Genomic DNA, 25,094 nt, shown 5'->3' with positions numbered 1-25,094 from the left:
GGTGGGTGGCAGGTACCGGCCACCGCACCCGGCCTACCCGGGGTAGCCGATCGCGGCGAGGTCCGGGGCCAGCTCGGCCAGGGACACCTCGGGGTTGAGCCGCCGGACCGTCCCGTCGGTCAGGGGCCGCAGGGCGTACACGTCGGCGACGGCCGCGGCGTCGATCTCGCGTTCGTAGTAGTCCTGGGCGAAGCGCAGGTACGCCGCCGGCGCCGGCTCGGTGAGCATCCGGAACATCCAGCGGGCGCCGTCCGGGTCGGCACCCTCCGGGAAGCTGATGGGGCCGGCGTGCCAGCGGTCGTCACCGGCCTGGCGCCACAGGCACACGGTCGCCGCGAACGAGCCGTCGAACTGGAACGCCGGCTCCTCGAGGTGCTCGGCGAAGACCGCCGGCACGGTGTCGATCACGCCGGGCCACACGTCGTCGTTGACCGCGGGGCTCATCGGTGACTCGTGGTCGAAACCGCGGAGGAGCGCGCCGGTCTTCGCGAAGACGATCGACCAGTTGTCACCGCTGCCGTTGTCCATCGACGCGAGCTCGACGCCCGGGCCCCAGGCCGCGTCGTAGCCGTAGTACGGCAGGTCGGACCCGGGGTCGAGGACGGCGTCGAGCACCGCCAGGGCGCGGCAGCGGTCGCGCAGGGCCGCGATGTCCGGCAGGGCGGCGGCGAGGTCGTGAGCGGTCATGGCGATCATCCAACCCTGTCCGCGCCACTTCGGGAGTCAGCGCGCCGGTGACATCGGCCAGAGCGGTTCCTCCGCGGCCTCCTCGGCCGCGCGCAGCACCCGCAGGATGTTGCGCCCGGTGAGCTTCTCCAGGTCGTCCTGACTCCAGCCGCGGCCGGCGAGCTCCTCCAGCAGCCGCGGATATCCGGACACGTCCTCGAGCCCGCGGGGCAGCCGGTCGCAGCCGTCGTAGTCCCCGCCGAGCCCGACGTGGTCGGGGCCGGCGACCTCGCGGAGGTGGTCGACGTGATCGGCGACCTGGGAGATCGTCGCCTCGGGCCGCGGGTTCGCGGCCAGCCAGGGCTTGAACGGTTCCGGCGGCGCCACCTCGGTCCCGGGCAGCCCCGACAGGAACGAGCCCCCGGCGGGCGCCGGCCCGGTCACGCCTTCGCGACCCGGCCGGGGTGCGGCCGGCCAGGAGTCCGGCGCCGGGGGCAGGCCCAGCCGGGCCCACTCCGCGTCGGCGGCCTCGGCCCAGGCCGCGACCTCGGCCGAGACGAAGAGCGGCACGAACGTCGCCATGCAGACGCCACCGTTGTCACGGAGCCGGATCAGGACGTCGTCGGCGGCGTTGCGCCGGTGGTCCGCGACCGCACGCGCCGACGAATGGCTGAAGATCACCGGGGCGGTCGCCACGTCCAGCGCCGCGTGCATGGTCGTCGCGGCCACGTGCGACAGATCCACGAGCACCCCGATGCGCTGCATCTCCGCGACGATCGCCCGGCCCTCGTCGTCGAGGCCACCCACTCCCGGTACGTCCGCAGCCGAGTCCGCCCACGACGTGTTGTGGTTGTGCGTCAGCGTCACGTACCGCACGCCGAGCCGGGCGAACGCGCGCAGCACCCCGAGCGAGGTCGCCAGGCTGTGCCCGCCCTCGATGCCGATCAGCGACCCGATCCGGCCACCGGCGATCGCCGCCTCGACGTCGTCCGCGGAGTACGCGACGGCCAGGTCGTCCGGGTACTCGGCCACGAGCCGGTAGACGGCGTCGATCTGCTCCATCGTCGCCACGACGGCCTCGGGCTCGCTGAGGTCCGACGGCACGTAGACGGACCAGAACTGCCCGCCGACCCCGCCCGCACGCAGCCGTGCGATGTCCGTGTGGAACTCGGGCCGGTCCGCGGCGAGCCCGGTCACCCTGTACCCGGCCCGGGCCCGCAGTGCCATCGGCAGGTCGTTGTGCCCGTCGATCACCGGCATGGCACGCAGGGCGGGTTCCACGGTCACTGCTGCTCCTCGAAGGTCACGGGCCAGGCACTCCGAACGGTTGATGATCTCCTGCCGCAGCATATGACCGGCGGCGGGCGATTCGCGCGCCGGGACGAGCCCAGGAATCCTCAAGTCCCGCCGTTCGTGTCGTTCGCAACCGGGCGGCACCTGTTCGGGCACGGTCCGCGCACCGGGGACCCCGGAATCTTCTCTCCATGCCCGGCCGACATGCGCCGGACAACGCGGGGGAGAAAGACATTGCGTCGCAAGAAGCTGCAGAAGTCCGTGACCGCCCTGGCCGCTCTGGTGGCCGGTGCCGGGACCGCGCTGGTCGCCTCGGCGCCCGCGTCGGCCGTGGCCGGCCCCGAGCTCAAGCTGGCTGCCGGTGACGACACCTACGTCTCGAGCGGCCGCAAGAACGCCGGCTTCGGCGGCGAGGACAAGCTGGCCATCGGCCGCATGGACGGCGACACCAAGATCGGCTTCCTGAAGTTCCTGGTCCCGGCCGGTGTCAAGGTCACGGGCGCCAAGCTGAAGCTGGTCACCGTCGGCGACATCGCGGGCCGGATCACGCTGAGCCGGGTCGCGGACAGCAGCTGGTCGGAGAAGACCGTCACCGCCGCCACCGCTCCGGCGCTGGGTGCGGACGTCGCCTCGGTGAGCCCGAAGGCCGACGCCGGTGAGCTGACCTTCGACCTCGCCTCGGTCGTCACCGGCCCGGGCGCCTACTCCTTCGCCCTGCAGTCCTCGGCCGCGAACGCCGTCACCCGCATCCGGTCCGCCGAGGGCAGGAGCGGCGCCCCCGCGCTGCTCGTGTCCACCACCGCGACCACGCCGGCTCCGGCCGAGACCGCCCCGGCCCAGCCGTCCGTGCCGGTCGAGCCCCCGACCGACTACGTGCCGGACGAGGTCGTGCCGCCGTCGGCGACCCCGATCGAGGACGAGGACATGCCGCCGCCCGCGACGACGACCCCGGTTCCCACGACGCCCGCGCCCACGACCCCGGCGCCTTCCGGCGGCGACTGCGTGACCGACAAGCTGCTCGTGCCGTCCTGCGGCGTGCTCTGGGGTGCCGCCGCCGGCGGTTTCACCGACGCCCCGCGTGACCAGGCGCTGAAGGACTTCGAGAAGCTCAGCGGGCGTACGGCGAGCATCTTCCACGCGTACCACAAGGGTGACGAGCCGTTCCCGACCAAGTCCGAGATGGCGATGGCCCGCGACGCCGCCAAGCCGCGTGTGCTCCTGCTCAACTGGAAGATCGCGTACGGTTCGACCTGGGCCAAGGTTGCCAAGGGTGAGCAGGACGCCCGCATCGACAAGTTCGCCGCCCGCATCAAGAGCACCTTCCCGGAGAAGTTCTACCTCGTCCTCAACCACGAGCCCGAGAACGACGTCGTCGCCAAGTCCGGCTCCGGCTGGGAGGCGAAGGACTTCGCCGCGATGTACCGCCACACGATCCTGCGCCTGCGCGCCAAGGGTGTCAGCAACGCGATCAACGTCATGGCCTACATGGGCAACGAGAAGTGGATGGCGCAGTCCTGGTGGAAGGACCTCTACCCGGGTGACGACGTCGTCGACTGGATGGGTCTCGACTCGTACGTGAGCGCCGAGAAGGGCTACTACCACTTCGGTCTGTTCGGCGACCTGCTCGACCGTCAGCCGACCGGCGGCGGCCTCGGCTGGTACGACTGGGCCACCACCAAGCACGCCAGCAAGCCGATCATGGTTGCCGAGTGGGGCGTCTACCACCGCGTCGGCAAGGTCGCCGACAAGTCCGCCGGGTTCAGGAGCGTGCTGCCGGAGCTGAAGAAGCGCCCGGGCATCAAGGCGATCGTCTACTTCGACACCAAGCGTGACGACCAGGGCGACCGCGACATCAGCATCGACTCGACGAAGACGGCCCTGGCCGCGTTCAAGACCCTCGCCGCTGACAAGATCTTCGACGTCAAGCTGCGCTGACGAATTTCTGATCTCACGAGCCGCCCGGCGGGCCTGCCGGGCGGCTCGTGCCGTCTATAGAGTGCCCGCATGGACGCCCTGCGCACTGCGGCCCTGCTCGCCGCGACGCTGACCACGGCGATGATGGCGGGCTTCTTCCACGCCTACTCGTTCTCGGTGATGCCCGGCCTGCGCGGCACCGGTGACGCCGTGCTCGTCGAGGTGATGCAACGCATCAACCGCGCGATCCTCAACGGCTGGTTCTTCCTGATCTTCGTCGGCGCCCTCGTCTCCGGCGCGCTGGCCGTGGCCCTGGTCGCGATCGACGGTGACACGGCCGTGCTGATCCCGGCGGTTCTGGGCCTGGCCTGCTACCTCGCCCAGCTCGTGATCACGGGACGGATCAACGTCCCCCTCAACAACGGCCTCGACGCGGCCGGCCTCACCGATCCGGTCGCGGCCCGTGCGACGTTCGAGCAGCCCTGGGTACGCTGGAACAACGCCCGTACGCTGCTGTGCACTGTGGCCGCCGGGTCCTGGTGCTGGGCCCTGATCCAGGCCTGAGGCGGCTCAGCCCGCGATCGCCAGGGTGCCTTTGCCGCTGCGCTTCGCGTCGTACATCGCGGTGTCGGCCGCCCGCAGCAGCAGCTGTGCCGTCCGGGCCGGTCCGGTGGCGACACCGACACTGGCCTTGACCGCGAGCGTGTTGCCCTCGATCGTGGCCGGCTCCATCAGGGCCGCGACGATCCGGCCGGCGGTGGCGGAGGCCTCCCCGGCTGTCGTTCCCCTCAGGATCACCGCGAACTCGTCACCGCCGAGGCGGGCGACCAGATCGGTGTCCTCGCGGACGCAGGCCCGCAGCCGCTCGGCCGCCACGGTCAGCACCCGGTCGCCGATGTGGTGGCCCAGCGTGTCGTTGATGATTTTGAAGTCGTCGAGGTCGATCGCGAGGACACCGATGAGGTCGTCGCCGTCCGCCTCGTCGAGCCCGCGGTGGAACAGCGCGCGGTTGGCCAGGCCCGTCAGCATGTCGTGGGTGGCGTCGAAGCGCAGCTGCTCCTGGAACGCCCGCGCCTCGGTGATGTCGCGGGCGTTGGAGATCAGGCCGGACACGCTGGGGTCGTCGTAGCGGTCGGTGGCCATGACGTCGAGGTAGCGCCAGGTGCCGTCGTGGTGGCGTACCCGTCCCTGCCAGGGACCACCCGCCGGCGCGGGCAGGTCGTCGGGGTGGACCAGCGCCTGCATCGGGGAGCCCAGCAGCTCCTCCGGGGCGTACCCGAGCATGCGGGTGACCGCCGGGCTGGAGAAGGTCACCAGGCCTCTCCGGTCGGTGATGACCGTGAGGTCCGAGGAGTGCTCGATCAGCGAGCGGAAGCGGCGTTCCTGCTCGCCGAGGCGGCGCAGCAGCATGGCGTTGTCGAGGAACGCGGCGATCTGCCGGCCCAGGACGAGCAGCGTGACGGCCAGCGAGCCGATCACCAGGCCCCAGCTGCGGAGGGAGAGCCCCTCGGTGGCCAGGCTGAACAGGCCGGTCGCGTAGATGGACAGCGCGGCGCCGTAGGGCATCAGGCTGAACGGCTTGCGGCGGCGGCGCTCCTCGCCGGGCCCGGTCAGGCGCATCTCCACGGTCTGCGCCCGCGGGCAGGCGGCCATGATCACGCAGGGCACAAAACTGGCCAGCATGAACAACGCGGGGTGTTCGGTCGCCCCGAGCCCGTCCAGCCCGGCGCCGATGGCGGTCAGCACGACGCCGACCAGCGCGATGGTCGCGGCGACCCGCCGGAAGGGCGCGTTGCCGCCGAGGATGAGCTTGGCGATGCCGAAGAAGATGATCAGCATGATGGTCGCGAGCAGCGAATTGAGCACCAGCAGGCTGGGCTCGGCCCCCATCAGCTGACTGATCAGGAACGCCCACAGGAACGACGCGGCGGCGGTCAGCACGGTCGCGGCGTCCAGCCAGAACCGCAGCCGCTCGCGGCCGGTGGCCCGGATCGGGTGGGTCAACATCGCCCAGAGCGGCATCGAGACACCGATGACGATGAACGCCAGGTGCAGATTGCCGCTGAGCAGCGCGCCGACCGTGAGATCGGCGGCACTCTGCACGGTCTGGACGACGTCGCCGACGGTGAAGACCGCCGCGGCGAGGGCCATCGAGCGCCAGAACCGCCGGGTGGACGCGGGTGCCGCGGGATCCCGGGACACCCGCCAGGAGGTCAGCGCCAGCACGACGTCGAGGCCGACCTGGATCGGCCAGAAGCCGGCGATCAGGACCTCGAGCCCGAGGACCGGGAACGAGTACCAGAGGCTGCCGAGCACGAGCACCGCGGCCAGGGCGCGCATGCCGGGGTCACGGAGGAACGCCGGCAGCACCCGCGCCGTCCGCACCATCGTCGCTCCTCCAGGCCCGCGATTCCCCCTCCGGGTACCGCAGCCTGTCTATCGAACGGTGCGGCCGCGACTTGAGAGTGCCGTCATAGGTTGTTGCTTCAACTAACTCTCTGCCGTACGGTTGTCCGTAGGTAGTTGTAGCTTCAACTAAAGGAGTGGTCATGCGCATCGCCATCATCGGGACCGGCAACGTGGGGTCCGCCCTGAGCACTGCCGCCGTCAAGGCCGGTCACACCGTCACTCTCGCCGCCGCCCACCCCGAGCACGCCGCCGACGTCGCCGCCGCGACCGGAGCGCAGGCCGCCGGCACCGCCGTCGAGGCCGCGCAGGGTTCCGACCTCGTGGTTCTCGCCGTACCGGCCGGTGCCGCCCGCGGTGTGGCTGCCGAGCTGGCCGGAGTGCTCGCGGGCACCCCGCTCGTGGACGCGACCAACCCGATCAACGCCAGCTTTGACGGCCTCGACATCGCGGGTGTCTCGTTCGCGCACGAGCTGCAGGAGGTCGTGCCCGGCGCGCCCGTCGTGAAGGCGCTCAACACGCTCTTCGCCGGCCGCTACGCCGACCCGCAGGAGAACGGCCGGCCGCTGGACGCGTTCATCGCCGCCGACGACGAGGGCGCCAAGGCGCGTGTCGCCGAGTTCACCGCCTCGCTGGGCCTGCGGCCGGTCGACGTCGGCGGGCTGCGCAAGGCCCGCTCGCTCGAGGAGATGGCGTTCCTCAACATCACGGTCAACGCCGCCAACGGCTGGGTGTGGCAGACCGGCTGGCAGCTCGCCGGCCCGACGACCGCGACCGCCTGATGGCGTACCCCGCGCCCGAGGTCGCTGTTGCCGGTGACCTCGGGACCGCGGGCCCGCTGGTCGTGCTGCTGCACGGCCGCGGGTCGCACGAGAAGGAGATCATCGCGCTGGCGGACCACCTCCCGCCCGGCCCCACGTACGCCGCGGTGCGCGCGCCGATCGCCGAGGGTGGTGGCTTCGCCTGGTTCGCCAACCGCGGCATCGGCCGCCCGCTGCCCGACTCGCTGCGCCTCTCGATCGACTGGTTCCGCGGCTGGCTCGACACCCTGGGGGAGCGGCCGGTGCACCTCGTCGGCTTCAGCGGCGGCGCGGCCTTCGCCGGTGGCCTGCTCCTGGACGCGCCGTCCCGCTTCGCGAGCACGGCGATCCTGTACGGCACACTCCCGTTCGACGCGGGTGTGCCGACGACACCACGGCGCCTCCCCGGCGTACCCGTGTTTCTGGCCCACGGGGAGCAGGACCGGGTGATCCCGCCGGAGTTGCAGGCGCGGACGTGGTCCTATCTGCACGACGAGAGCGGCGCCACGCTGACCGCCCGGCGTGATCCGGGTGGCCACGGCATCGCCGCGCCGGCCCTCACGGCTCTGCACGACTGGCTGGCCGCGCGGATCGGCTAGGTGCGGGGGCGCAACCCGTCCATCATCAGGTCGAGCAGCCGGTCGGCCTGGTCCCGCTGTCCCGGGCTGCCGGTCGCGAGCGCCACGCCGTTCAGGCCGGTCAGGAGGTCCAGCACCGGGACGTCCGCGCGCAGGCTGCCGCCGCGGATGCCCGCGTCGAGCAGCATCGTCAGGGCGTCCGTCAGTCGTTCCCGGCTGTGCGCGAACGGGTCGCCGCCCGAGACGATGACCATCCGCAACGCCTCGGCCATGCCGCGCTTGGTCGCGAGGTAGTCGACGAAGCGGTCCATCCACGCCCGCAGCGCCCGGTCCGGCTCCCCGGACGCGAGCAGTTCCTCGGCCGAGTCGCAGAGCCGGTCGAGCTCACTGCGGTAGGCCGCCTCGACGAGCGCCTCCCGCGTGGGAAAGTGCCGGTACAGCGTGCCGATGCCGACCCCGGCGCTGCGCGCGATCGTCTCGAGGGCCACGTCCGGGCCGTCGGTGGAGAAGGCCCGGACGGCGACCTCGAGCAGCCGGTCGCGGTTACGCCGGGCATCGGCGCGCAGCGGGCGCTCGCTCATCGCAGTCCTGTTCCTTCCCCGCCTGCGAGGCCCTGACCCTCCAGGAACTCCTTGACGACGCGCTTGGGCGCCCGCGCCAGCCAGGCGTCGCGGAGCAACTCGTGCAACTCGTCCGGTTCGATCACTTCGAGCCGGACGAGCACGGCCGGATAACCCGCGAAGTGCGGCGTCGTGAAGTACACCGCCGGGTCGTCCGCGACCAGGGCCTCGGCGACCCCTACGTCCTCCACGCGTACGCCCAGGATGTCGCCGGAGGGTGCGTCGTCGCCGAGGGCGGCGAGATCGCCCTTGCGCAGGGGGCGCTCCCAGGCCAGGTTCTTGTCCCGCGCCCGCCACTCGCGGGGTGCGCGCTCGGTCGTCGCGGGCAGCGCCGCCATGATCCGCCGGACGTCGTCCCAGGTGGCCACTTCGGTCCCTCCGTCCCCGCCGGCACCCGTTCGCCGCCGAATCCCTCAAGTGATCCAGCACTCACCCGATCACGACGATGACAGCACACCACCAGGCGTGCGGCGGCGGAACGGGGGAGGGGTCCGATGACACTCACGCGCCCCCGCCCCGGCACGGTCCTGGTCGTCGCCGTGATCCTCGCGTTCTCGGCCCTCATGATCAGCGGTTGGGGCGGTGAACGGGTCACCGGGACGGTCTCGAACATCGGCACGGTGCTGATCGCGGCCGCCGCCGGCCTCGCCTGCCTGGTCCGGGCCGTCCAGCGCCGCGGCCGCATGGGCATCGCCTGGTCGGGGTTCGGCCTCGGCGCCCTCTCGTACGCGTTCGGCGAAGCATCCTGGGCCTGGGCCGAGACGGTCCAGGGGCGTGAGGTGCCGTTCCCCGGGCTCCCCGACGTCGGCTACCTCGGCATGGTCCCGCTCACCGCGGCCGGCCTGCTGATGGTCCCCGTCGCCCGGCAGTCGGTCGCGAACCGCGTCCGCAGCATCGTCGACGGCCTGATGATCGCCTGCTCGCTGCTGCTGGTCAGCTGGATCCTGGTCATCGACCCGATGCGCAGCGCCGGCGCCGAGAGCACCCTCGGCCTCTACGTGCTGCTCAGCTACCCGCTCAGCGACGTCGTCCTGGTCACCGTGGTGCTCTACATGCTCGCGCTGCTGCGCCGCGACCGGCAGGACGCCGGCCCGCTCATGCTGATCGGCGCCGCGATGCTGGTCATCGGTGTCGCCGACAGTGTTTACGCGTACGCGACCCTGCACGGCGACTACGCGTCGGGCGGCCTGCTCGACATCGGCTGGTTCGCCGGCTTCGGCCTGGTCCTGCTCGCCGCACGGCTCCCCGGCTCGGGTACGCCCGTGACCGCCGACGACATCGCCGAGACGACCGAGCAGCAGCCGTTCGCCATCCTCGTCCCGTACGCGGCGGTCCTCGGCGCCCTGATCTGCAGCGTGGTCTTCTACGCGATCTCCGGGCGTGCCGACGCGTTCTTCGGCAACTGCCGCTCGGTGCTGATCCTGCTGATCGTCGCCCGGCAGATGCTGACCCTGCTCGAGAACCGCCACCTCACCGCCTACCTGGAGGCGCGAGTCGCCCGCCGCAGCTCCGAGCTCCAGGCCAGCGAGTCACGCTTCCGCTCCCTGGTGCTGCAGAGCTCCGAGTCCGTCGCCGTGATCGACGCCGACTCGACCATCCGGTTCCAGAGCGACTCCGTCGAACGGATCTTCGGCTACCCGGCACACGTGCTCGTCGGCCTCAAACTGATCGACGTCGCCGGCCGCCGCGCCGCCCCGTCGATCTCCGCCGCCCTCGAGTCGATCAGGGATCAGCCGCTGGGGGTCGTTGTCCTCGAGGTGCCCCTGCGCCACCAGGACGGCCGTGTCCGCCTCGCCGAGATGACCATCACGAACGTGCTCCACGACCCGTCGGTCCGCGGGTACGTGCTCAACACCCGGGACATCCACGACGCCACCGAGCTGCAGGAACAGCTCATGCACGAGGCGTACCACGACGGGCTGACCGGGCTGGCCAGCCGTGCCCTGTTCCGGGAGCGGGTCGTCGACGCCTTGGACCGCTGTGAGCGTACGGATGATGTCGCGATCCTCGTCCTCGACCTGGACGGCTTCAAGGAGGTCAACGACAGCCTCGGCCACGCCGCCGGTGACGCCCTCCTCCTCCAGGTCGCCGACCGCCTGCGCGCCGCCGTCCGCGAGGGCGACACCGTGGCCCGCTTCGGCGGCGACGAGTTCGGCGTGATCATCGAGTCGGTCACCGCCCGCGCCGACGCCGAGGCGGTCGGAGGCCGCATCGCCGCGGCCCTGCAGCAGCCGTTCACCGTCGGCGGCCGCGACCTGCACGTGGCGGTCAGCATCGGCCTGGCCTCGGCGGCCGACGCCGACGACATCGACCAGCTCCTGCGCAACGCCGACCTCGCGATGTACCGCGCCAAGTCCGCCGGCGGCGCGGGCCTGGCGGCCTACGACCCGCAGATGCTCAGCGGTCTCGTGCAGCGCCTCGAACTCGAGGCCGACCTGCGCCTCGCCCTCGAACGCAACGAGCTCGCCCTGCACTACCAGCCCACGGTCGACCTGCGCACCGGCGACATCGTCGGCTTCGAGGCCCTGGTCCGCTGGCACCACCCGACCCGCGGCCTCGTCAACCCGCTGGACTTCATCGGCATCGCCGAGGCCACCGGCCTGATCGTCCCCCTGGGCCGCTGGGTCCTCACCGAAGCCTGCCGCCAGGCCGTCGCCTGGGGTGCCGGCACGACCCGCCGCCTCAAGATGGCCGTGAACGTGTCGGTCCGCCAGTTCGACAGCGGCGACCTGTCGGTGATGGTCGCCGAGGTCCTCGCCGAGACCGGCATGCCGGTCGACCAGCTCTGCCTGGAGATGACCGAGAGCGTCCTGCTCACCGACACCGACGAGAACCTGACCCAGCTCCAGCGCCTCAAAGCCCTGGGCGTCACCCTCGCCATGGACGACTTCGGTACGGGCTACTCGTCCCTGGCCTACCTCCGCCGCTACCCGATGGACATCCTGAAGATCGACCGCTCCTTCGTGGACCGCCTCGGCGGCGACCGCGAGGACGAGGCCCTGGTCCGCACGATCGTCCGCCTCGGCCAGAGCCTGGGCATGACCACGGTCGCCGAGGGCATCGAGGACGCGGTGCAACTGGCGACCCTGCGCGACCTCGACTGCGACCTGGCCCAGGGCTACTTCCTGTCACGCCCCCTGCCGGCGCCCGACGCCACCCGCATCCTCGCCGAAGGCCTCGCCACCAAACTCCCCGTCCCCGCCGTCGCCTGACGCGTGTCTGCGGTGCCCGCTGCGGCAGCAACGATCCACCACCCTGCCGTTCCACCCTGACGGCCCGCCCTGGCGGCCCAGCCTGCGGTTCCAGCCTGGCGGCCCGCCCTGCCGTTCCAGGCTGGCATTCCAGCCCCCGCAGCCGAGCCTGGCGGCCCAGTCTGGCGGCGCGGCCGTGCGGCTCGGCTCGGCAGCTTGGCCCGGCCCGGCCCGGCCCGGCGGCGCGGGGGTCAGCCGGCCAGGGCGTCGACCAGGCGGCGGGCCGAACCCGCGAGGTTCCAGCGTTCGGCCAGCGCCAGCAGCGCGTCGGCGTCCTTGGGGGAGGACGGCAGTGTCGCGTCGAAGTCCGGCAACGGCACGTCCAGCGCCACCTTGCAGACCGGGAGTGCCGCGGCCAGGTAGTCGCGGGCCGAGTCGAGTTTTGTGCGCAGGCCCGGCGCGAAGCCGGCGTCCTTGTCGTCGAGCGCGGCCAGGATCGCGTCCACGCCGCCGTACCGGGCGATCAGCCGGGCCGCAGTCTTCTCGCCCACGCCGGGGACACCGGGGAGGCCGTCGCTCGGGTCCCCGCGCATGGCCGCGAAGTCGGCATACCACCGGGCCGGGACGCCGTATTTCGCCTCGACCGCCGCGTTGTCGCTGTCCTCGAGCTTGGCGACGCCACGGCCGCAGTAGAGCAGACGGGTGCCGCGCTCGTCGTCGACCAGCTGGAACAGGTCACGGTCGCCCGAGACCACCTCGACCGGCGCGGGCTGGGTCGCGGCCAGCGTGCCGAGCACGTCGTCGGCCTCGTAGCCCTTCACACCGAAGGCCGGGATGCCCACGGCCGCGAGCACCTCGAGCAGCACCGGCACCTGCTTCTCCAGCGCGGCGGGAACCTCCTCGACGTCACCGTGGGCGACGCGGTGCTTCTTGTACGACGGGACCAGCGCGACCCGCCACTCCGGCCGCCAGTCGGCATCGAGGGCGCACACGACACGCCCGGGCCGCCGGGTGCGGACGAGCTGGGCGATCATGTCCATGAACCCGCGGATCGCGTTGACCGGCTCACCCGCCGACGTCCTGGCAGCGGACTCGGGAATGCCGTGGAACGCACGGAAATACAGGCTGGGGGCGTCGACAGCCAGCAGAGGTCGCTCAGTCACCGCCTCAACCTAGCGGCGCCGTACGACACTTCGCTGAGACCCGCGGGGCAGACGCCGACCCAAACGTTCGTTAAGCTGGCGCGGTGACGGTCGAGCGGATCCTGCCAACCGAAGAGGCATACGAGTTACTGGGTCTGACCCGCGAGATCGCCGACGGCGAACTGGCACCACGGGTCGCCCGGTTCGAGGAGCAGGGTGAGTTCCCCCGTGAGGTGCTGCGCACCATCGGGCGTTCCGGATTGATGGGGTTGCCCTACCCCGAGACCGACGGCGGCGCGGGTCAGCCGTACGAGGTCTATCTCCAGGTCCTGGAAATTCTTGCGGGTTCGTGGCTGGCGATCGCCGAGGCGGTCAGTGTCCACACCCTCTCGTGCTTCCCGGTGTACGCGTTCGGGAACGAGCGCCAGCGCAAGTCCCTGCCCGACATGCTCGGGGGAGATCTGCTCGGCGCCTACTGCCTGTCCGAGCCGCAGGGCGGTTCGGACGCCGCGTCGCTGACCACGCGGGCCGAGAAGGACGGCTGCGACTGGGTCGTGACCGGCACCAAGGCCTGGATCACCCACGGCGGCCACGCCGACTTCTACAACGTCTTCTGCCGCACCGGCGGCCCCGGCCCGACCGGCATCTCGTGTGTCATCGCCGACGCCGACACGCCCGGGCTGCTGCCCCAGATCCCCGAACGCACGATGGGCCTGCGCTCCTCACCACCGGCCCAGATCGTCTTCGACGGCGCCCGCATCCCGGCCGAACGCCTGGTCGGCGACGAGGGCGCCGGCTTCCGGATCGCCATGCAGGCCCTGGACGCGGGCCGCCTCGGCATCGCCGCCTGCGCCGTCGGCCTGGCCCAAGCCGCAGTCGACTACGCCACCGCGTACGCGAAAGAGCGTCAGCAGTTCGGCAAGGCCATCGGGGAGTTCCAAGGAATCGGTTTCATGCTCGCCGACATGGCCACCCAGGTGTCGGCCGCCCGCGCCCTGACGCTGGCCGCCGCACGCCTCAAGGACGCGGGCCGCCCCTTCTCCATCGAGGCCGCCAAGGCCAAACTCTTCGCCACCGACGCGGCGATGCGGGTGACAACGGACGCGATCCAGGTGCTCGGCGGGGCCGGTTACGTCAGCGACCACCCGGTCGAGCGGTGGTTCCGTGAGGCCAAGGTGCTGCAGATCGTCGAGGGCACCAACCAGATCCAGCGCCTGGTCATCGCCCGGTCCCTGACCCGGGACTGAAAACCGGTTCGGTGCCGGAGCCCCACGCCCGGTATCTTGTCGCCGTGGAAGAGATCGACCGGGCGATCGTGGGCGCCCTCACCGCGGACGGCCGCCTGTCCTACACCGATCTCGCCGAACGCGTCGGCCTGAGCGTCTCCGCCGTGCACCAGCGGGTACGTCGGCTCGAGCAACGCGGCGTCATCAGCGGCTACACGGCCAAGGTGTCCTACGAGGCCCTCGAGTTGCCCCTGACAGCGTTCGTGGCGATCCGCCCGTTCGACCCGTCCCAGCCCGACGACGCCCCCGAACGCCTGGCCCACCTCTCCGAGATCGACTCCTGCTATTCGGTGGCGGGGGAGGACTTCTACCTGCTCCTGGTACGGGTGGCCGGCCCAGCAGACCTCGAACGCCTGCTGCAGGAGATCCGCACAGCAGCCAACGTCACTACCCGCACCACAGTCGTCCTCAGCACCCCGTACGAAAACCGCCCACCCCGCATCGAAGCAACCGAACCATAGTATCCTAGGACGCTCTAGCGGATGTGCCCCCAGCCACCAGGCTGAAGCGACACGACAGAGCCCGTCGGCCGCCCAACTTCCTTGAAACAGGGTTAACCGAGCGCCATGGCCTCGACTTCCGTGAAGTTGGGGCCTCCGCATGTCAAGAAGCCCCAACTTCGTTGAAGTCGGGGCTTCGTCATGCCAGGAGGCCCAACTTCACGGAAGTCGGAATGTCTGCAGGCCGGGACACCCCAACTTCACGGAAGTTGGGGTGTCTGCGGGCCAGAAGGCCCCAACTTCAAGAAAGTCGGGTCTTCCGCGAGCCAAGAGGTCCCAACGTCGGTGAAGTCGGGGTTTGGCGGGCCGCGACGCCCCGACTTCCGTGAAGTTGGGGCCTCCGTGAGCCAGGACGTCTCAATCTCGCCGAGCGAGGCCCAACTTTTGTTGAAGTTGGGGCATCTGCGGGTGGCGTCCGGCCCAACTTCCTTGCAGTCGGGAACTCGGCGGATCGTGACACCCCAAGTCCGTGAACCTGTGACGTCCGTGGGCGGGAGGACGCCCAACTTCGTTGAAGTCGGGGCCTCGGAGTGCCGTGAGGCCCCGACTTCCTTGAACTTGGGCCCCCGCGGGTCGCCGACCCTCCCGACTTCGTTGAGGTCGGCGTGTCCGCGGGCTATGAGGCCCGACTTCACGGGAGTCGGGGTGTCTGGCGGGGCAGGAGGCCCCAACTTCAAGGAGGTTGGGGTGTCTGCGGGCTAGGAGGCCCCAACTTCAAGGAGGTGGGGCTTCTACGAGCCAGGAGGCCCCCAACTTCAAGGAAGTCGGGGTATCCGCGGGCAACGACGCCCCGACTTCGTTGATATCGGGAACTCTGCGGGGTCACGAAGCCCGACTTCAAGGAAGTTGCGGTGTCCGCGGGTGCGGCCTTCGTCGATGACGGGGCGGCCGGCGAAGGCGGAGCCCTAGCGGCGCGGCAGGTCCACACCTTGTTGCTGCCGGATTTCGTCACCTTCGGCCAGTCGCGCGACAGCGGCGCCGGGCGGTGACCGTTGTGGTGATCAACCCACCATGCCGCCGCAGGATTGCCGAGCACCCCGATGCCTCACCGCACGAAGGGCCTGGCCGGGCGCAGAACTCGTGTCCGTGAAGCGGCAATGAGTCCGCCGAGCTCGAAGCCGAAGACGACGGCCGCCGACCTGCACGTCCGCGTGGTCGCCACCCACAGCAACCTCATGCGGAGCCCGCTGCCCCTCGGGCGAACGAGCGAAACGACCACACACCTGCTCGCCAACCGAGCCCGTGCCGACCACTCAAACCAAAGAGCGCAACCAACATCCTAGGATGCCTTACGCGACGTGCGCCGCGCCGCGCCACAGGCTCATTCGACGCCTACGGCGCCTGTCCCACCGAAGAAGCAAAAAAGCCGGCTGCAGCCGCCGAGAACCGGTCCGCATCGTCCAGCCAGGGGAAGTGCCCGGCCGCAGGCTGCACGACCAGCTCCACCTTCGGAAAAAGCGCAGCCAGCGCGCCCACAGCACCCGGAGGCGAGTTCAAGTCGTATTCCCCGGCCACCACCAGCACCGACCCCGCAAACCCACCAACCGCCACCCGCGTGACCTCAGCGTCAAATGCCCCCTCGGAGGCAAAGATCCCAGCCGCCTCGTCGTTGCGATGGCGTTCGTCCGAGGCAACACGAGCCCGCGCCGCGTCGTCCCAGCGCCCGTGCCGGAACGGCTCGACCTCCGCGAAGTCGGCCTCTTTCCCCGCCATGACCTTCTCGAGCGCAGCGAAGGCCACCCCGAACCAAGGCTCGTCGCGCCGCAGCAGCGCGACCTCACGCCGGTCGTTGCCACTGACGGGGATCCCAACACCGAACAGGCTCGGTGTGATCAACGCGAGCCGGTCAACGCGCGCGGCGTGCTCCTGGACGTAGAGAACGGCGAGGTTCGTCCCGGCGGAGTGGGCGAGCAGGTCGAAGCGTTCCAGACCCAGGTGCCGCCGCAAGGCCTCCACGTCACCGACCTGCCGATCGCACCGGTAAGAGGCCGGATCGGAAGGGACCGCCGACCCGCCGGTCCCGCGGGGGTCGAGCAGGATCAATTGGCGGTCCAGGGGAAGGCCGCGCAAATAGGCGGAGTCCTGCATCGGCCCGCCCGGCAGGCAGATCAGGGGTTCTCCCACCCCCTTGACGTGGTACGCGAGCAGGGTTCCGTCAGGTGCAGTGAAGGCAGGCATGGCGGCGACCCTCGCAGCGCGGACAAACGACCCGCAACCGAATTCAGGGTGTGAAGCGGTACCCGATGCCCGGCTCGGTGATCAGGTATCGGGGCCGGGACGGGTCCGGTTCGAGTTTGCGGCGCAGGTTGGCCAGGTGGACGCGGAGGTAGCCGGTTTCGTTCTCGTAGGCAGGCCCCCACACCTCGCGCAGCACCTGTTTCTGGGCGACGAGTTTGTCGGGGTGGCGGGCCAGGAGTTCGAGCATGTGCCATTCGGTGGGGGTGAGACGGACCTCGTCGCCGGCGGTGGTGGTGACGCGTTTGGCGGCGAGGTCGATGGTGAAGGCGGCGGTGGTGATGGTGACGCTGTCGGGCTGGGGTGCGGCGCGGCGGAGTGCGGCGCGGATGCGGGCGAGTAGTTCGTCCATGCCGAACGGTTTGGTGACGTAGTCGTCGGCGCCGGCGTCGAGGGCTTCGACCTTGCCGGCCTGGTCGTGGCGGGCGGACAGCACGATGATCGGGATGCTGGTCCAGCCGCGGAGGCCACGAACCACCTCGACGCCGTCGAGGTCGGGGAGGCCGAGGTCGACGATGGCCAGGTCGGGTGGGGTGTGGCCGGCGGTGCGGAGGGCGCTGGTGCCGTCGGCGGCGGTCAGGACCTCGTACCGGCGGGCGGCCAGGTTGATGCGCAGGGCCCGCCGGAGCTGGTCGTCGTCGTCCACGACAAGAATGCGGCTCACGGCGCTGATTGTGCAGCATGCGCGGCAGGCCTAACCTGACAGTCATGGAGAAGACCGAGCGGGCCGAGCGGCCCCGGGAGGACTACCGGCACCTGCCGCCGCGGATCCTGCCGGACGAGATGGTCCCGGCGAAGGCTGTGGTGCAGATCCGGGACACCGTCGTCGAGGGCACTGACAACGAGTGGCACGTCCGCATGGGCTGGGCCGTTTGACGGAGGAGCTGCTGGCCGGCGGCAACGTCGCCGACCAGGTGGTCCGTGCCGGTGACACGGTACGCAAACCGTGGACCGCCGCCACCCCGGCCATCCACGCGTTCCTGCGGCACTTGAGCGCGAAGGGCGTCGAGGGCGTGCCCGGTGTGCTGGGCCGTGACGAGCAGGGCCGGCAGGTCCTGGCGTTCGTGCCGGGTGTGCAGGGTGAGTCGGCGCCGCCGATGACCGTTCCGGAGTTGCATCGGCTGGGTGGCCTCGTCCGCGCGCTGCACGACGCCTCCGCCGACTTCGTGTTTCCGCCCGGCGCGGTGTGGGAGTGTGCGATCCCGCCGGACGGCGCCGACCTCGTCTGTCACCAGGATCTGGCCCCGTGGAACCTGATCCGGGACGGCGACACCTGGACCTTCATCGACTGGGACGCCTCCGCACCGGGCACGCGCCTGTGGGATCTGGCCTACGTCGCGCAGACTTTCGCGCCGCTGCTGGCCGGCGGTGATCCGGCGACGGACGCAAAGAGGCTGCGGGCGGTCGTGGACGGCTACGGTCTCGACGACGCCGGCCGCAAAATGTTCCCGGAAAAGCTCGTCGAGCGCACCCGCGCGATGTACGACCTGCTTGAGAACGGCTCCCGCACGGGCGTGATGCCGTGGTCCCGTCTGTGGGACGAGGGCCACGGCGTCCACTGGGGCGGCGCAGCGGATTATCTGGCCGCGCACCTCCCCACGTGGAGGTCAGTCCTGCAGTGACGCCCGCAGGCACTGGGTGACGTAGGGCAGCTCGAAGGTGTCGCGCCCGGCCAGGTCCGGGTGGGTGGCCGCGAGTTCCCGGACGCGGTCGAGGACGGCGGCGCGTTCGGTTGCGGGCAGCAGGATCACGTAGCTGCGGGAGGCGACGAGGTCGAGGAGCCGGTCGAGGCCGATCCGGTGGGTCCAGGTGAAGTCGCGGGTCTCGGACGGCCCGAACGGTGCGCCGATGCGGTCGTCGCGCCGCATTTCCCGGGAGTCGATGATCTCGCCGAGTTGCCGGACCCAGTCGACGCTCTCGTCGCGGAGGTTCCAGATGAGGCCGAGGCGGCCGCCGGGGGAGAGGACCCGGGCGACCTCCGGGACGGCACGGTCGGGGTCGACCCAGTGCCAGGCCTGGGCGCAGAGCACCACGTCGGCGGAGGCGTCGGGCAGTGGGATCTCCTCGGCGGTGCCGGCCAGCACGGTCACCCCGGGCAGGACGCGGGCGAGTTCGGCGCGCATGCCGTCGGAGGGTTCGACTGCGGTCACGGGCAGGCCGAGGTCGCGGATCTGGCGGGTCAGTTTGCCGGTCCCGGCGCCGAGATCCACGACCCGCGGTTCGCCGCCGGGCAGGAGCCACTCCAGCGCTTCCCTCGGGTACGGCGGACGTGCGCGTTCGTAGAGAGCGGCGACGGGTCCGAACGAGGTGGCGTGATCGCTCATGCGGCCATCATTCCGTATCCAAGGATCCTAGGATGCTGTACGCGCAGTGCGCCACTCCACATGTGTGCACGGGGTGTTTCAGAAATGAGCCCTTCGGGCACCTCTTCACCAGCAAGGCAAAGCAGTTCCTAGCGGTGAGAGGGTTTGACGATGAGCTTCACTGACAAGGTCAAGAACAAGACGGAAGAGCTGACCGGTAAGGCGAAGCAGGGCATCGGCGACGCCACCGACAACGAGCGTCTCGTCGCGGAAGGCCAGGCGCAGGAGACTGCCGCCAAGGCCAAGCAGGCCGGCGAGCACGTGAAGGACGCCGGCAAGGACGTGCGCGACGCGTTCAGCTGAGCCCAGCAGACAGCGACGCCCCCGGGGATTCCCCGGGGGCGTTTTGCTGTGCCGGAACTACTCGGCGACCTGCTGCTTGCGCCACCAGTCCTGGCCGGACTGCGGCAGTGTGTCGATCGGGTCGTAGTACGCGTGGAGTTTGCTGAGGGCGTCCTCGTCGGTGGCCTCGATGGACGTGCGGTAGTTCTTCGTCCAGTAGGAGATGCCGTGCTCGCGGTCGTACTCGGCGAGCATGTGCACCCAGCGTTTGCCGACGAAGGGGACGTCGCAGACGATGCGCGGGGTGGCGTATCCGGGGAGGTAGCCCATCATGTCGTGCTGGAGCTGCTGGGCGTACCAGACGGGGACGCGCCAGTGCTCGGCGTTGGGGATCATGTCGCACATGTAGAAGTAGTACGGCAGGATCCCGGCTTCGCCCTGCAGGCCGAAGCAGAGGTCGAGCAGGTCGGTCGTGGTGGCGTTGACGCCGCGCATGAGGACGCCCTGGTTGCGGACGTCGCGGACGCCGACCTCGAGCAGCATGCGGGCGGCGCGGGCGACCAGTGGTGTCAGTGAGTTGACGTGGTTGACGTGGGTGTGGACGGCGAGGTTGACGCCGCGGCGTTCGGCGGTGATGGCGACGCGGTTGAGGCCTTCGACGACGTCGCCCTGGAGCCAGTGCTGGGGCAGGCCGGCGAGGGCTTTGGTGGCCAGCCGGATGTCGCGGACGGTGGGGACCGAGAGCAGGCCCATCAGGTACGCCTCGAGCTGTTTCCACGGGACGTTGGCGACGTCGCCGCCGGAGACGACCACGTCGCGGACGCCGGGGTGTGCCTTGAGGTAGGCGAGGTGGGCGTCGTACCGGTCGACGGGCTTGAGGGTCAGTTTGAGTTTGTCGACGGTGGGGGTGCTGTTGCCGACGAGGTCCATGCGGGTGCAGTGGCCGCAGTATTGCGGGCAGGTGCTGAGGAGCTCGGCGAGGACCTTGGTCGGGTAGCGGTGGGTGAGGCCTTCGGCGACCCACATGTCGTGCTCGTGCAGGGAGTCGCGGGTGGCGTGGGGGTGTGACGGCCAGTCGAGGTGGCGGTCGGTGGCGACGGGGATCATGTATCGCCGGATCGGGTCTGCGTAGAACGAGTCCGTGTCGGGGGTGGTGTCCGGCACCATGGTGTTGAGCATCTGGGGCGGGATCAGCATCGACATGGTGGCCAGGCGCTGCTGGTCGGTTTCCAGGTCGGCGTAGAAGCGGTCCTCCAGGAGGTCGCCCATGACGGCGCGGAGCTGCTTGACGTTCTTGACGCAGTTGACGCGCTGCCACTGGGCGGATTCCCACTGTTTGGCGGTGATGTCGCGCCAGCCGGGGAAGCGGGTCCAGTCGGGTTCGACCAGGGGGCGGCGCTGGTATTCGTAGGGCTGCCCGGCCTCGGTGGCGGCGTCGTTCTTCAGCTGAGTCAACGGGGCCTCCTGGGGTGGGGGAGCGATCGACTTCGACCATACTGGAGAATCTTCGGTCTAGTAACTATCGGCCCGGAGGATTTACGGTAGGGCGGGCGTACGACAGTCTGTTTCTCGTGAGGATGGTGGGCATGACGTTTCCGGTGGGGCTGAGCCGGGTGCTGGAGCCGGCGGGTGTGCTGCCGCAGGCGGCGTGGCGCCTGGACGCGCGTCCGGAGCTCGGTCCGGACGAGGTGCGGATCCGGGTGGAGCGGCTGAACCTGGACGCGGCGAGTTTCCGGCAGCTGGCGACCAAGCACGGCGGTGACGGTGCGGCGGCGCGGTCCGAGGTGCTGGAGATCATCGGTACGCGCGGGAAGATGCACAACCCGGTGACCGGCTCCGGCGGCATGCTGATCGGTGTTGTGGACGAGGTCGGGCCGGAGTCGCCGCTGCCGGTGAAGGCCGGTGACCGGGTCGCGACGCTGGTGTCGCTGACGCTGACGCCGCTGGTCGTCTCGGACGGGCTGGCGGGCTGGGACGGGCTGAGCGAGCAGGTGCCGGCGGCGGGCCACGCGATTCTGTTCGGCCGGTCGGTCGTGGCGGTGCTCCCGGACGATCTGTCCCCGGAGCTGGCCCTCGCCGTGTTCGACGTGTGCGGGGCGCCGGCACTGACGGACCGGATCGTCAAGGCGTACGTCGGTGCGGCAGCCATCGCGCATGACGCGGAGCCGGTGACGGTGGCGGTGCTGGGTGGTGCCGGGAAGAGCGGTTCGCTGGCTCTGACGGCAGCGCGGCTCGCCGGTGCCCGTACGGTCGGGGTGGTCGTGTCGGACGCGGAGCGGGAGGCGCTGCAGCTGGCGGGGCTGGCCGATCACGTCGCGGTGGCCGACGCACGGGATCCGGTGGCGGTGTCGTCGGCGGTGGTCGACGCGCTGGGTGGTGCGGCGACGGTGACGGTCGTGTGTGTGGACGTGCCGGGGTGCGAGCACGGGGCGATCCTGGCGACGGCGTCCGGCGGCACGGTGATCTTCTTCTCGATGGCGACGAGTTTCCCGGCGGCGGCGCTGGGTGCCGAGGGCCTGGCGGCGGACGTGACGATGCTGGTCGGCAACGGGTACGTGCCGGGGCACGCGGCGTTCGCGCTCGATGTGGTGCGGCGCACACCGGCGGTCAGGGCTCTGTTCGAGGCCCGGATCGCGGCACACTGACGGTCATGATTAGCCCCTCGGTGCTCTACTCCCGTGGCCGTTTCTATTCCGCCGCCGACCCCCGGGCGACGGCGATGCTGGTGCATGACGGCCGGATCGTGTGGCTGGGGGCGTCGGACGACGCCCCGTCCGCGGATTCGGTCGTGGATCTTGATGGTGCGCTGGTGGCGCCGGCTTTTGTGGACGCGCACATCCATGCGACGGACACGGGTCTGGCGGCGGACGGGCTGGATCTGTCCGGGGTGCGCTCGGCGCAGGAGTTGCTGGACGCGGTGGCTGCTTTTGCGGCGACACGGCCGGCGGACGGTGTGGTGCACGGGCACGGCTGGGACGAGTCGACGTGGGCGGTGCAGGAGCCGCCGTCGGCGGACGTGCTGGAGCGGGCGGCGCAGGGCCGGCGGGTCTATCTGTCGCAGGCGTCGGTGCATTCGGCGCTGGCGTCGCGGTCGCTGCTGGCGGCGTGCCCCGGCGTCGAGGGGGTGCCGGGGTACGCCTCGACCGGCTGGCTGCGGGAGCAGGCGCATCACGCTGTGCGGGCGGTGGCGCTGGGCTCGCTGACGCCGGAGCAGCGGACGGCGGCGCAGCGTACGGCGTTGCGGCTGGCGGCGTCGCGGGGTGTGGCAGTGGTGCACGAGTGCGGTGGTCCGGGGACGTCGAGCGAGGCGGATTTCACGTCGTTGCTGGCGTTGTCGGGTGCGGGTCTGCCGCGGGTGTACGGCTACTGGGGTGAGCTCGGTGGTGCGGCCCGGGCGAAGGAGCTGGGTGCGGTCGGTGCCGGTGGTGACCTCTATGCGGACGGTGCGCTGGGGTCGCGGACGGCGTCGGTGCGGCACGCCTATGTCGACGGTGACGGGTGCGGTGACGCGTTCGTGTCGGCGGAGGAGGCCGGTGCGCATCTGCTGGAGTGTGTCGAGGCGGGTGTGCAGGGTGGTTTCCACGCCATCGGGGACGCGGCGATCGAGGCGGTGCTGGACGGATTCGCGATCGCGGCGAAACAGATCGGTGTGGACCGGTTGCGGGAGGGCCGGCACCGGATCGAGCACGTGGAGCTGATCGACAAGCCGATGATCGCGCGGCTGGTGGAGTTCGGTGTGGTGGCCAGTGTGCAGCCGGTCTTCGACGCGTTGTGGGGTGGCCCGGACCGCATGTACGCGCAGCGTCTGGGTGTGCAGCGGGCGATGGCGTCGAACCCGATCGGTGCGATGTACGCGACGGGGGTGTCGCTGGCGTTCGGGTCGGACTCGCCGGTGACGGTGCTGGACCCGTGGGCGGCGGTGGTCGCTGCAGCGGCGCCGCGGAACCCGGTGTTCCGGATGAGTGTGCGGGCGGCGTTCGGGGCGAGCACCCGGGGTGGCTGGCGTGCGGTGGGTGTGGACGACGCGGGGGTGCTGTCGCCGGGCAAGTCGGCGACGTTCGCGGTGTGGGACACCCCGGCGGGGGTCGACGGTGGTCTGCCGGTGCTGCTGCCGGGGGCCGACGGTGAGGTGCCGGCGCGGCCGGTGTGCCGGCGCACGGTGCTGCACGGCGAGACGATCTTCGAGGAGTAGTGGTGGTGGTGGACAAACTCGGTCTGGATCCGCGGGTCGTGAAGCGGGCGCGGGCTCTGGCCGCGAAGGCGGGGCAGCCGGTCGTGGATCTGGCGCGCTCGCACACGACGGTGTCGGTGGAGCGGGCGGTGCTCCGGCTGGCCGGGGTGTCGGGTGCGGACTCCGACGGCATTCCGTGGGTGAACCGCCTCGTCGACGCCGTACGCGCTGATGTGGGTCTGGGTCAGGGTGTGGCGGTGCCGGTGTTCCATGCCCTGGCGTCGCAGGGCCTGGACGACGTGACGGTGCTCGCGCAGAAGGCGGCGGCGGGGGCGGTGACGTTCGGCGTACCGGAGCGGAAGGCCGAGGTGACCGCGGCCCGGCGGGCGGCGCGCCGGGCGACGAACGTGGGTCTGAAGATCGTGGATCGGCGGCGGGTGGAGCGGGAGCGCCTGGTCAAGCGGCTGGGTGATCCGGAGCAGCGGCCGTGGATCTATCTGATCGTGGCGACCGGGGACATCTACGAGGACATCCCGCAGGCGCAGGCGGCGGCCCGGGCGGGCGCGGACGTGATCGCGGTGATCCGGTCGACGGGTCAGTCGTTGCTGGACTACGTGCCCGAGGGGGCGACCCGGGAGGGTTTTGCGGGCACGTACGCGACGCAGGAGAATTTCCGGCTGATGCGGGCGGCCCTCGACGAGACGTCGAAGGAGCTGGGCCGGTACGTGCGGCTGACGAACTACGCGTCGGGGTTGTGCATGCCGGAGATCGCGGCGCTGGCCGGTATGGAGCGTCTGGACATGATGCTCAACGACTCGATGTACGGGATCCTGTTCCGCGACATCAACCCTATCCGGACGTTCGTCGACCAGCGGTTCTCGCGGCAGGTCCACGCCCGGGCGGGGATCATCATCAACACCGGTGAGGACAACTACCTGACGACCGCGGACGCGGTCGAGGCGGCGCACACGGTGACGGTGTCGCAGTTGCTCAACGAGTTCTTCGCGCACGAGGCGGGGCTGGAGAACTGGCAGCTGGGTCTGGGGCACGCGTTCGAGATCAATCCGGAGCTGCCGGATTCGTTCCGGCTCGAGCTGGCGCATGCGCTGCTGGCGCGGGAGTTGTTCCCGGATGCGCCGCTGAAGTGGATGCCGCCGACCAAGCACATGACCGGTGACGTGTTCCGGGGCAACCTGCTCGACGGGTTCTTCAACCTGGCGGGTGCGCTGACCGGTCAGGGGATCCTGCTGGTGGGGATGATGACCGAGGCCGTGGTGACGCCGTGGCTGTCCGACCGGGACATCGCCCTGCAGAACGTCCGGTACGTGCTCAACGGGGCCGGGAAGCTGCACGAGGACTTCGTGCCGGCGCCGGGCGGGTTCATCCGGTCGCGGGCGCACGAGGTCCTCGGTGAGGCCATCGACCTTCTGGAGAAGGTCGTCGACGACACGATGCTGACGGCGATCGCCGAGGGCACGTTCGGGATCATGAAGCGGCCGGCGGACCGGGGCAAGGGCCTCGACGGGGTCGCGAAGCACGAGGACGGCTACTACAACCCCGTGACGGAGGCCTTGGAGGTATGAGCGACTGCACCGAAGCGAGCTTGCGAGCGAAGGGCCAGGAGGGCATGCCAAAGGTAGGCACAGC

The 25,094-nt window shown here is 70.7% G+C and carries 24 protein-coding genes; 14 read left to right on the top strand and 10 right to left on the bottom strand.

Translation table 11 applies throughout. From position 1 onward, the window contains the following. Nucleotides 1-33: 33 nt before the first annotated feature. Together AFR_RS22075 and AFR_RS22070 are read right to left on the bottom strand one after the other, a co-directional pair. On the bottom strand, nt 34-693 hold the full coding sequence (locus tag AFR_RS22075) for a hypothetical protein (RefSeq protein WP_041842540.1): 660 nt from the start codon (nt 691-693) through the stop codon (nt 34-36). A gap of 30 nt (nt 694-723) precedes the next feature. After that, nucleotides 724-1,926: a dipeptidase gene (locus tag AFR_RS22070; protein ID WP_041842539.1), complete on the bottom strand. Its 1,203-nt coding sequence runs from the start codon at nt 1,924-1,926 to the stop codon at nt 724-726. Nucleotides 1,927-2,193: 267 nt separating this feature from the next. Here AFR_RS22070 and AFR_RS22065 point away from each other — a divergent pair, with 267 nt between their 5' ends. Then, nucleotides 2,194-3,894 carry a CBM96 family carbohydrate-binding protein gene (locus AFR_RS22065; RefSeq protein ID WP_023363022.1) on the top strand — a complete coding sequence of 567 codons (1,701 nt, stop codon included), beginning with the start codon at nt 2,194-2,196 and terminating at the stop codon, nt 3,892-3,894. A gap of 69 nt (nt 3,895-3,963) precedes the next feature. Then, a complete protein-coding gene (locus AFR_RS22060) occupies nt 3,964-4,437 on the top strand; it encodes an anthrone oxygenase family protein (RefSeq protein WP_023363021.1) in 474 nt (157 codons plus the stop codon). A 6-nt stretch (nt 4,438-4,443) separates the two neighbouring features. Here the strand turns inward: AFR_RS22060 and AFR_RS43785 are convergent, their stop codons facing one another. Next, nucleotides 4,444-6,261, bottom strand: coding sequence for a diguanylate cyclase domain-containing protein (locus tag AFR_RS43785; protein WP_023363020.1), 1,818 nt, complete (start codon nt 6,259-6,261; stop codon nt 4,444-4,446). A gap of 161 nt (nt 6,262-6,422) precedes the next feature. On the opposite strand from AFR_RS43785, the gene AFR_RS22050 reads away from it, so the two are divergent. Both AFR_RS22050 and AFR_RS22045 read left to right on the top strand, forming a co-directional pair. Further along, entirely contained in the window at nt 6,423-7,061 is a 639-nt protein-coding gene (locus AFR_RS22050) for an NADPH-dependent F420 reductase (protein WP_023363019.1), read from the top strand. Continuing rightward, nucleotides 7,013-7,678, top strand: coding sequence for an alpha/beta hydrolase (locus AFR_RS22045; RefSeq protein ID WP_023363018.1), 666 nt, complete (start codon nt 7,013-7,015; stop codon nt 7,676-7,678). Before AFR_RS22050 ends, AFR_RS22045 begins: the two co-directional genes overlap by 49 nt. On the opposite strand, the gene AFR_RS22040 is transcribed toward AFR_RS22045, so the two are convergent. Next, nucleotides 7,675-8,238, bottom strand: coding sequence for a TetR/AcrR family transcriptional regulator (locus AFR_RS22040; RefSeq protein WP_023363017.1), 564 nt, complete (start codon nt 8,236-8,238; stop codon nt 7,675-7,677). The genes AFR_RS22045 and AFR_RS22040 overlap by 4 nt on opposite strands. After that, nucleotides 8,235-8,645 carry an MmcQ/YjbR family DNA-binding protein gene (locus tag AFR_RS22035; RefSeq protein ID WP_023363016.1) on the bottom strand — a complete coding sequence of 137 codons (411 nt, stop codon included), beginning with the start codon at nt 8,643-8,645 and terminating at the stop codon, nt 8,235-8,237. Before AFR_RS22035 ends, AFR_RS22040 begins: the two co-directional genes overlap by 4 nt. Before the next feature lie 126 nt (nt 8,646-8,771). Here AFR_RS22035 and AFR_RS22030 point away from each other — a divergent pair, with 126 nt between their 5' ends. Next, the gene (locus AFR_RS22030) at nt 8,772-11,489 is read left to right on the top strand and encodes a putative bifunctional diguanylate cyclase/phosphodiesterase (RefSeq protein WP_023363015.1); all 2,718 of its coding nucleotides are present in this window, start codon (nt 8,772-8,774) and stop codon (nt 11,487-11,489) included. A gap of 230 nt (nt 11,490-11,719) precedes the next feature. Here the strand turns inward: AFR_RS22030 and AFR_RS22025 are convergent, their stop codons facing one another. Next, nucleotides 11,720-12,631: a 5'-3' exonuclease gene (locus tag AFR_RS22025; RefSeq protein WP_023363014.1), complete on the bottom strand. Its 912-nt coding sequence runs from the start codon at nt 12,629-12,631 to the stop codon at nt 11,720-11,722. 83 nt (nt 12,632-12,714) lie between these two features. Here AFR_RS22025 and AFR_RS22020 point away from each other — a divergent pair, with 83 nt between their 5' ends. The 3 genes from AFR_RS22020 to AFR_RS46820 all read left to right on the top strand — a co-directional run bounded on the left by AFR_RS22020 (nt 12,715) and on the right by AFR_RS46820 (nt 15,385). Further along, nucleotides 12,715-13,857, top strand: coding sequence for an acyl-CoA dehydrogenase family protein (locus tag AFR_RS22020; RefSeq protein WP_023363013.1), 1,143 nt, complete (start codon nt 12,715-12,717; stop codon nt 13,855-13,857). 44 nt (nt 13,858-13,901) lie between these two features. Then, entirely contained in the window at nt 13,902-14,357 is a 456-nt protein-coding gene (locus tag AFR_RS22015) for an Lrp/AsnC family transcriptional regulator (RefSeq protein WP_041842535.1), read from the top strand. Nucleotides 14,358-15,247: 890 nt separating this feature from the next. Continuing rightward, entirely contained in the window at nt 15,248-15,385 is a 138-nt protein-coding gene (locus AFR_RS46820; protein WP_158510559.1) for a hypothetical protein, read from the top strand. Between the two features lie 343 nt (nt 15,386-15,728). On the opposite strand, the gene AFR_RS22010 is transcribed toward AFR_RS46820, so the two are convergent. Together AFR_RS22010 and AFR_RS22005 are read right to left on the bottom strand one after the other, a co-directional pair. After that, nucleotides 15,729-16,574 (bottom strand): alpha/beta hydrolase, encoded by an 846-nt coding sequence (locus AFR_RS22010; RefSeq protein ID WP_023363011.1) that lies wholly within the window; start codon nt 16,572-16,574, stop codon nt 15,729-15,731. 43 nt (nt 16,575-16,617) lie between these two features. Beyond that, on the bottom strand, nt 16,618-17,295 hold the full coding sequence (locus AFR_RS22005) for a response regulator (RefSeq protein ID WP_023363010.1): 678 nt from the start codon (nt 17,293-17,295) through the stop codon (nt 16,618-16,620). A 44-nt stretch (nt 17,296-17,339) separates the two neighbouring features. On the opposite strand from AFR_RS22005, the gene AFR_RS46815 reads away from it, so the two are divergent. Together AFR_RS46815 and AFR_RS22000 are read left to right on the top strand one after the other, a co-directional pair. Continuing rightward, nucleotides 17,340-17,507: a hypothetical protein gene (locus AFR_RS46815; protein ID WP_158510558.1), complete on the top strand. Its 168-nt coding sequence runs from the start codon at nt 17,340-17,342 to the stop codon at nt 17,505-17,507. Then, complete coding sequence (locus AFR_RS22000) at nt 17,504-18,253, top strand: phosphotransferase enzyme family protein (protein ID WP_023363009.1); 750 nt, start codon at nt 17,504-17,506, stop codon at nt 18,251-18,253. Before AFR_RS46815 ends, AFR_RS22000 begins: the two co-directional genes overlap by 4 nt. Here the strand turns inward: AFR_RS22000 and AFR_RS21995 are convergent. Beyond that, on the bottom strand, nt 18,239-18,955 hold the full coding sequence (locus AFR_RS21995) for a class I SAM-dependent methyltransferase (RefSeq protein ID WP_023363008.1): 717 nt from the start codon (nt 18,953-18,955) through the stop codon (nt 18,239-18,241). The genes AFR_RS22000 and AFR_RS21995 overlap by 15 nt on opposite strands. 150 nt (nt 18,956-19,105) lie before the next feature. On the opposite strand from AFR_RS21995, the gene AFR_RS21990 reads away from it, so the two are divergent. Next, nucleotides 19,106-19,297 (top strand): CsbD family protein, encoded by a 192-nt coding sequence (locus AFR_RS21990; protein WP_023363007.1) that lies wholly within the window; start codon nt 19,106-19,108, stop codon nt 19,295-19,297. Between the two features lie 57 nt (nt 19,298-19,354). Here AFR_RS21990 and AFR_RS21985 read toward each other — a convergent pair whose 3' ends face one another. Next, nucleotides 19,355-20,758, bottom strand: a complete 1,404-nt coding sequence (locus AFR_RS21985) for a KamA family radical SAM protein (RefSeq protein WP_438829943.1) — start codon at nt 20,756-20,758, stop codon at nt 19,355-19,357. A 104-nt stretch (nt 20,759-20,862) separates the two neighbouring features. Between AFR_RS21985 and kdd the strand changes: the two genes are divergently transcribed. From kdd to kamD, 3 genes are read left to right on the top strand one after another with little or no spacing between them, the layout of a single operon-like run. Then, nucleotides 20,863-21,921, top strand: coding sequence for an L-erythro-3,5-diaminohexanoate dehydrogenase (gene kdd / locus AFR_RS21980; RefSeq protein WP_023363005.1), 1,059 nt, complete (start codon nt 20,863-20,865; stop codon nt 21,919-21,921). Between the two features lie 5 nt (nt 21,922-21,926). Continuing rightward, nucleotides 21,927-23,468, top strand: coding sequence for an amidohydrolase (locus tag AFR_RS21975; RefSeq protein ID WP_041841048.1), 1,542 nt, complete (start codon nt 21,927-21,929; stop codon nt 23,466-23,468). A gap of 5 nt (nt 23,469-23,473) precedes the next feature. Then, complete coding sequence (gene kamD, locus AFR_RS21970) at nt 23,474-25,030, top strand: lysine 5,6-aminomutase subunit alpha (RefSeq protein WP_041842533.1); 1,557 nt, start codon at nt 23,474-23,476, stop codon at nt 25,028-25,030. The last annotated feature ends 64 nt before the right edge of the window (nt 25,031-25,094 follow it).

Origin of the sequence: Amorphoplanes friuliensis DSM 7358, from assembly GCF_000494755.1 — a bacterium.
Classification (GTDB): Bacteria; Actinomycetota; Actinomycetes; order Mycobacteriales; family Micromonosporaceae; genus Actinoplanes; species Actinoplanes friuliensis.
This window is presented reverse-complemented; position numbering and strand designations above follow the sequence as displayed.

What these genes read in the sequence shown, in the direction of transcription:
- AFR_RS22040 (WP_023363017.1), bottom strand. Translation starts at nt 8,238, where the DNA reads ATGAGCGAGCGCCCGCTGCGCGCCGATGCCCGGCGTAACCGCGACCGG.
- kdd (WP_023363005.1), top strand. Translation starts at nt 20,863, where the DNA reads ATGACGTTTCCGGTGGGGCTGAGCCGGGTGCTGGAGCCGGCGGGTGTG.
- AFR_RS22060 (WP_023363021.1), top strand. Translation starts at nt 3,964, where the DNA reads ATGGACGCCCTGCGCACTGCGGCCCTGCTCGCCGCGACGCTGACCACG.
- AFR_RS21990 (WP_023363007.1), top strand. Translation starts at nt 19,106, where the DNA reads ATGAGCTTCACTGACAAGGTCAAGAACAAGACGGAAGAGCTGACCGGT.
- AFR_RS43785 (WP_023363020.1), bottom strand. Translation starts at nt 6,261, where the DNA reads ATGGTGCGGACGGCGCGGGTGCTGCCGGCGTTCCTCCGTGACCCCGGC.
- AFR_RS22010 (WP_023363011.1), bottom strand. Translation starts at nt 16,574, where the DNA reads ATGCCTGCCTTCACTGCACCTGACGGAACCCTGCTCGCGTACCACGTC.
- AFR_RS22050 (WP_023363019.1), top strand. Translation starts at nt 6,423, where the DNA reads ATGCGCATCGCCATCATCGGGACCGGCAACGTGGGGTCCGCCCTGAGC.
- AFR_RS22070 (WP_041842539.1), bottom strand. Translation starts at nt 1,926, where the DNA reads ATGCCGGTGATCGACGGGCACAACGACCTGCCGATGGCACTGCGGGCC.
- AFR_RS21975 (WP_041841048.1), top strand. Translation starts at nt 21,927, where the DNA reads ATGATTAGCCCCTCGGTGCTCTACTCCCGTGGCCGTTTCTATTCCGCC.
- AFR_RS22030 (WP_023363015.1), top strand. Translation starts at nt 8,772, where the DNA reads ATGACACTCACGCGCCCCCGCCCCGGCACGGTCCTGGTCGTCGCCGTG.
- AFR_RS46815 (WP_158510558.1), top strand. Translation starts at nt 17,340, where the DNA reads ATGGAGAAGACCGAGCGGGCCGAGCGGCCCCGGGAGGACTACCGGCAC.
- AFR_RS21995 (WP_023363008.1), bottom strand. Translation starts at nt 18,955, where the DNA reads ATGAGCGATCACGCCACCTCGTTCGGACCCGTCGCCGCTCTCTACGAA.